7 protein-coding genes are annotated in these 5,795 nt (G+C 74.1%); 4 read left to right on the top strand and 3 right to left on the bottom strand.

What is annotated here, in order from left to right; genetic code table 11:
* Together AC1DUQ_RS16230 and AC1DUQ_RS16225 are read left to right on the top strand one after the other, a co-directional pair.
* The coding region (locus AC1DUQ_RS16230) for an aminoglycoside phosphotransferase family protein (RefSeq protein ID WP_477074140.1) at window positions 1-858 on the top strand (858 nt) is incomplete at its 5' end.
* 20 nt (window positions 859-878) lie between these two features.
* On the top strand, window positions 879-1,331 hold the full coding sequence (locus AC1DUQ_RS16225; protein ID WP_477061809.1) for a DUF1801 domain-containing protein: 453 nt from the start codon (window positions 879-881) through the stop codon (window positions 1,329-1,331).
* Between the two features lie 3 nt (window positions 1,332-1,334).
* Here the strand turns inward: AC1DUQ_RS16225 and AC1DUQ_RS16220 are convergent, their stop codons facing one another.
* Both AC1DUQ_RS16220 and AC1DUQ_RS16215 read right to left on the bottom strand, forming a co-directional pair.
* Window positions 1,335-2,138, bottom strand: coding sequence for an LLM class flavin-dependent oxidoreductase (locus AC1DUQ_RS16220; protein WP_477061808.1), 804 nt, complete (start codon window positions 2,136-2,138; stop codon window positions 1,335-1,337).
* Window positions 2,135-2,983 carry an alpha/beta fold hydrolase gene (locus AC1DUQ_RS16215; protein ID WP_477074139.1) on the bottom strand — a complete coding sequence of 283 codons (849 nt, stop codon included), beginning with the start codon at window positions 2,981-2,983 and terminating at the stop codon, window positions 2,135-2,137. The genes AC1DUQ_RS16220 and AC1DUQ_RS16215 overlap by 4 nt, the downstream gene beginning before the upstream one ends.
* Before the next feature lie 81 nt (window positions 2,984-3,064).
* Between AC1DUQ_RS16215 and AC1DUQ_RS16210 the strand changes: the two genes are divergently transcribed.
* Window positions 3,065-3,964, top strand: a complete 900-nt coding sequence (locus tag AC1DUQ_RS16210) for a LysR family transcriptional regulator (RefSeq protein ID WP_477061806.1) — start codon at window positions 3,065-3,067, stop codon at window positions 3,962-3,964.
* 67 nt (window positions 3,965-4,031) lie between these two features.
* Window positions 4,032-5,354, top strand: a complete 1,323-nt coding sequence (locus AC1DUQ_RS16205; protein WP_477061805.1) for a hypothetical protein — start codon at window positions 4,032-4,034, stop codon at window positions 5,352-5,354.
* Here the strand turns inward: AC1DUQ_RS16205 and AC1DUQ_RS16200 are convergent.
* The coding region (locus AC1DUQ_RS16200; protein WP_477074138.1) for a hypothetical protein at window positions 5,351-5,795 on the bottom strand (445 nt) is incomplete at its 5' end. The two genes, AC1DUQ_RS16205 and AC1DUQ_RS16200, sit on opposite strands and share 4 nt — an antisense overlap.

The raw sequence follows: 5,795 nt of genomic DNA, 5'->3' as shown, positions 1-5,795 counted from the left end.
CTCCCCGAGATCGAGGTCACCGAGGATCTCGCCCGCTCCCTCCTGCGCGAGCAGCACCCCGACCTCGCCGACCGGCCGCTGACCTGGGCCGGCACCGGCTGGGACAACGCGCTCTGGCGGATCGGTGAGCACGTCGCCGCCCGGTTCCCCGTGCGGGAGGTCTCGGCGCCCCTGGTGGTCCACGAGCAGCGCTGGCTGCCGGTCCTGGCACCCCGGCTGCCGGTCGACGTGCCCGTGCCGGTCCGTGTCGGGATGCCGTCGGCCACCTAMCCGTGGGCCTGGAGCGTCGTGCCCTGGTTCGCCGCGGTGGCAGCCCACCGCACAACGGTGCCGGGTCGGTCAGCATGGGCGCCGCAGCTGGCGGAGGTGTTCGTCGCGCTGCACCGGCCGGCCGCCGACGACGCACCGGTCAACCCGTTCCGCGGCATCCCCGTCGGCACCCGCGAGCAGCCGCTGCGCGAGCGCCTCGACCAGCTCGGGCTCGCCGACGCCGACCGGATCCTCGAGCGGTGGCGGGACCTGGCCTCGGCGCCTTTGTGGGACGGCCCTGCCCTCTGGCTGCACGGCGACCCGCACCCGGCCAACCTGCTGGTGCACGACGGCCGGCTGCGCGCGGTCATCGACTTCGGGGACGTCACGTCCGGCGACCCCGCCTCGGACCTGTCGACCGCCTGGCTCACGTTCGACGCCGAGGGCCGGGCGGCGTTCCGGGCGCGGCTGGCCTACGACGACGCGACCTGGCGGCGCGCCCAGGCCTGGGCGCTGCACATGGCGGTCGTCCTGCAGATGCACCCCGTCGACCATCCCCACCTCGCCGAGATCGGACGGCACGGGATCGCCCAGGCGCTCGCGGACTGACCCGGCGCCATACTGGCGGGATGGCGCACGAGCCCAACAAGACCGTCCCCACCGGCGCCGACGTCGAGGCGTTCATCGAGCGGGTGGAGCACCCGGTCCGTCGTCGGGACGCCGAGCGCCTGATCGCCCTCATGAGCCGCGTCACGGGCGAGCAGCCGCGGATGTGGGGGCCGACCATCGTCGGGTTCGGGACGTACCACTACCGGTACCCCTCGGGTCGTGAGGGCGACATGGGCGCGGCGGGCTTCTCCCCGCGCAAGACCGCGACCACGGTCTACCTGCCGGACGGCGTCGACGCGCACGCCGAGCTGCTCGAGTCCCTCGGCCCGCACACGCTGGGCAAGGGGTGCCTTTACCTCAAGGACCTGGACTCCGTGGACCTCGGCGTCCTCGAGGAGGTCGTTCGCCGCTCGTTCGCGACGGTGACCGCGGGGACGTTCGGCACCCGGTTGTCCGGTCCCGGCGCCGGCTGACCGTCAGGATGCCGGTCCCTCGCGGACCATGCCTCGCACCGCGTCCAGGCGCAGCGTCGCGGGGTCGACGTCGGTGAGGACCCACGTGGCGCCGGCYGCGACCCAGGGATCCGGATCGGCCCCGAGGGTGAGGTCGATCGCGACGTCGAAGGCTCGCACCGGGTCGGTCCGCAGGTCACCCACCCGTGACACGGCCTCCGCCAGCTGGTCCGGGGACGTGAGGTTGACCGGGAAGAACCCGTCATGGCGGGCCGCGCGCCGCAGGGGGCGCAGGTTGCCGGGGAACGCGGCGACCCAGACGGGGATGTGACCGCGCACCGGGGTGGGCGAGAAGGTCATGCCGTCGACGAGGTGGTGCCGCCCGTGATGGTGCACAGCCTCACCGGTCCACGCCGAGCGCAGGATCTCGAGGGACTCGTCGAGCATCTCGGCGCGGGTCCGGTCCTGGACGGGCTCGCCCGTGCGTGAGTACTCGCCGGCGAACGAGTCGCTGCCGACACCGACGCCGAGGACGAGTCGCCCGTCGCTGAGCCGGTCGAGGGACACCGTCTCCCGCGCGACCTTGGTGGGACGACGCCGCGCCAGGGGGCTCACCATGGGTCCGAGCGCGATGCGGCTGGTCAGCGCAGCTGCGGCAGCGAGGCTGACCCACGGGTCGGCCACCGCCGTCACCGGCGCCCGCCAGGCGATCTGGTCCCACACGAAGAACCCGTCCCACCCCGCGGCCTCGGCCTCGACGGCAAGCTCGGCGACCACCCGGGGGTCGGCGAGCTCGTCGAACAGCGGCAGCCACACCGCGGACCTCATCGCGCACCCCGGGGTGCGGTGTGCTCCAGCAGCGCCGCGGTGAACTCGTCCCAGCGGGCCGGTGGCAGCTCGTGACCGGCACCCTCGAGCACCACCAGCCTCGCCCCCGGTATCGCGTTCCTCAGCGCGTACGCGTGGGACAGCGGGAAGACCGGGTCCAGCTCGCCATGGACGACGAGCGCGGGCACACCGACGTCGCCGAACCCTCCGTGCACCGGTCCCGGGGTGTCGATGGCGAAGTGGTTGCTCGCGGCGCTCGGGTCCGTGGAGCGCGCCAGCTCGAGCTCGACGAGCCGGCGCACGTGTGCCTCGTCGACGAGGGTGGACTCGCCGTGGTAGGCCCGGATCACCGCGACCGTGTGGTCGACCCACRCGTCGCGGTCGTCGAGAGCCGGGGCGGGCGCCCCGACGGCCTCCCGGAAGGCGGAGGTCGGGCCGGGCAGTCCGGCGTCACCCGTCGTCGTCGACAGGAACGTCACGCTCGCGACGCGGTCGGGGTGGTCGACGGCCAGGATGAGCGCCGTCCCGCCCGACATCGAGCGGCCGACCACGTGGACCTCGTCGAGGCCGAGCGCGTCGACGATCCCGAGGGCGTCGTCGGCCAGGTCCCTCATGTCGTACGCCGGGTGCCCGCCGCGGGAGACCGTCGACCGTCCCGTGTCGCGCTGGTCGTAGCCGATGACGAACCGGCCGCCGGCGGCGAGCCGGTCGCACAGCTCCTCCTCCCACCCGACCATCGACGCGGCCGCGCCGTGGATGAGGAGGATGGCGGGGTCGCCGCGGTCACCGGCGGTCTGGACGCAGAGCTCGACGTCGCCGACCTGGATCAGGGTCTCGGGGTTCATGGGAGCGACGCTAGGACGGCTCCGTCACCGCGCAAAGCGATTGTTCCTGATGCTGATGATCGGTTGGTGCGATACTGCGGCATGCTCGACCTGCGCCTTCTCGCCGCCCTCGACGCCGTGGCCCGCACGGGCACCTTCGGGGCCGCCGCCGTCGAGCTGGGCTACACGCAGTCGACGCTGAGCCAGCAGGTCGCCGCCCTGGAGCGACGTGTGGGCGGCGCCGTGTTCGACCGTCCCGGTGGAGCCCGTCGACCCCGGATCACGCCGCTCGGTCGCCTCGTCCTCACGCAGGCACGGACCCTGCTCGAGGCCGACGTGGTCGCCCGGGACGCCATCGACCGCTTCCACGCCGGTGCCGGGCGCGTCGACGTCGGCACCTTCCAGACGGTGACCAACGTGCTCCTCCCCCTGGTTCTCGACCGGCTCCGGGTCGAGCACCCGGACGCGGACGTCCGACTGTTCGAGGACGAGACCGAGGAACCGCCGCTCGAGCTGCTCGACCTCGCGTTCCTCGACGTCCCCGGCCCGGACGACGCCGACCACGTCGAGGTGTTCCGGGACGAGCACGTCCTGGTGTCCAGGCCTTCCGCCTTCCCGCCCGGACCCGTCCCGCTGGCCGAGCTCGACGGCCGCCCGATGGTGGCCCTCCCGCCGATCTGCGACCAGGCGGTGGTCGAGGCCGCCTTCGCCCGGGCAGCGGTCGCGCCCGACATCGTCTTCCGGACGGTGGACAACCAGGGCATCACCTCGATGGTGCGCGCGGGACTCGGCTCGGCCGTCATGCCTGTGCTCTCCGTGTGGGGTCAGCGCCACGACGACGCCCTGTCGTTCCACCGACTCGAGCCGGCGGTCCCGGACCGCGTCGTGCGGGTGGTGTCACGGGGCACCCTGTCGCCGCTCGCGGCACGACTGCGGGAGCTGTCCGTCGACGCCGGTCAGCAGCTGGTGCGCGACCTCGCAGCCGGCGGACCCGTGCCCTGAGGGCTCGTCGCTCCGCCACTGCGGGTCGTGTCCGCACCCGACCGCCGGGCGCGTCATGATGTCCGGCGTGACCGACTCACCGACCCTGTCCCGAGCACCGCGCGCCGGACTGCGTGCGTGGCTGAGCGACCTCGGTGCCGTCGTGGGGCAGGGCATCCGGCTGTGGGTGCGCACCTGGCCGCTCCTGCTCGTGATCGCGCTGCTCGCCGTCGCGGGGCGGCACGCGGCCGGCTGGGCCGCCGTGAACGCGGCGACCGTGAACAACACGCTCGGCTGGGCGGTGCTCGTGCTCGCGCCTCTGAGCATGGTCGCGGGGATCGTGGCGATGCTGCACGTGCTGCGTCGCGACCTGCCCGCGCTCGACGCYATCGGCCGCACGCGCGGACCCGACGATGCCGCGTCCGGGCACGAGCGCGGCCTGGTCGACGTGCTGGCCTCGGTGTTCGTGCCGTTCCTCGCGCTGTACACCTCCTACGGACTGCTGGACGAGGACCGGGCGCGGTTCCTCAACACGGCCGCGTACCGGGAGTTCATGGAGGGCTTCTCGCTCTCGGGGGACGGCCCCGACGGGTCGTTCGTCGACCTCGCGACCGGTTGGGGGCTCGTCGCCCTCGTCGTGGTGGCGGTCGTGCTCCGCTGGCTGCTCGGCCGGTGGGAGGGGCGCAGCCACCGGCGCGCGCTCGCGTTCGCGGGCGCGTACGTCGAGGCGTTCTGGCTGCTCGCGGTCGCGGCGTTCGCCACCCAGCTGCTCGACGGCGTGTGGACATGGATCGAGTCCCGGCGCGCCGTGGCGATCGTGCTCGAGTGGTGGCTCACGGTCCTCGACGCGCTCGGCCCGGTGGCCGGACCGGTCGACGCGGCGGTGAACGCGGTCGCCGGCGTGCTGGGCAACCTCGACGACCTCGTGGTCATCCCGCTGGCGTGGCTCACCGTCGGCGCGGTCGTCTACGGGCACAAGCTCGCGGCACCGCCCAAGCCCGAGCCGCGCGTGCGCCTGGCCGCGTGGCAGCGGGTGCCGGCGCCGGTGCGTCGCTGGACGACCGAGGCCGCGGCGCCCGTCGTCGGCGACGTGCGGGGGCGGTTCACCGCGCTCGTCGACGGGCTGCGACGGCTCGCGATCGCCGGGCTGGGCCCGATGCTCGTGTTCGCGCTGGCGTTCCTGGTGGCGACCCGGCTCGAGGAGGGCATCCTGCTGCTCTTCCGGGCGATCAGCGGCCCGCAGGACGTCGACACCTGGCTCGCGTTCGCTCCGATGGTCTCGTCCGTCGCGACGGCCGTCGGCCTGACCGTGACGATGGCGCTCCTCGCCGCAGGCGTGGACCGGATCCTCGCGGGCCAGGCGGCGGTCGCGGCGCGGGCACCCGAGCCGGTCGGGGCCTCGGAGGCCTAGCTCGCGACCTCGAGGAGCACGTACTGGGGCATCTGCCACCAGAGGGCGACATCGGTGATCTCCACGCCGTCAGGGACGACGACGACGGGCGACACGGACCACGTGCCCGGTCGGGGCGGGGCGTCCGGGTCGCCGAGCGAGTCCTCGAGGTCGCCCAGCGGCGGCCACGGGCCCGGGGCGTCCTCCGGGACGCACGGCATCGCGGACTGCAGCGCACCCCAGCCGCTCGCCACGTACCCGTAGCGTGTCCCGGCCGCGTCCCGCACGGCGAGCGAGCAGCCCGTGAGCACGGTGTCGGGATCCGCGCTCAGGGTCAGGTCGACCTGCACCGCGCGGGTGCCGTCGGGCAGCACCATGTCCTCGGGCAGGGTCGGCGCGTCGCCCACGCCGTCGAGTCGTCCCTCGACATCCACGGGCAGGGTTCCGCCCGCGCCGTCGTAG

This window comes from Cellulomonas sp. P4_B5_2, assembly GCF_056402235.1.
This window is presented reverse-complemented; position numbering and strand designations above follow the sequence as displayed.